Source organism: Neokomagataea anthophila (assembly GCF_018122595.1).
GTDB classification, from domain to species: Bacteria; Pseudomonadota; Alphaproteobacteria; order Acetobacterales; family Acetobacteraceae; genus Gluconobacter; species Gluconobacter anthophilus.
In genome coordinates, this window is sequence record NZ_JAGRQH010000210.1 from 1 (window position 1) to 222 (window position 222).

Genomic DNA, 222 nt, shown 5'->3' on the forward strand with positions numbered 1-222 from the left:
CCCCCCGCACAGGAAGCGCTAGGCCGTTTTGTTGCGCGTTATGGTGATGCCTCTCTGGAGGATGCTGAGGTCGTTGTTTGCCTCGGTGGTGATGTGTTTATGTTGGAAACGCTTCATACGGTGATGGTGCGTGATGTGTCTGTGTACGGCATGAATTACGGCACTGTTGGCTTCCTCATGAATGCACCGCATGAGGATGAACTGATGGAGTGATTGGACAGC

1 pseudogene is annotated in these 222 nt (G+C 53.2%); it reads left to right on the plus strand.

From position 1 onward, the window contains the following. A pseudogene (locus KB213_RS12490) lies at positions 1 to 213 on the plus strand (NAD kinase); the annotation flags it as partial. Positions 214 to 222: the final 9 nt, after the last annotated feature.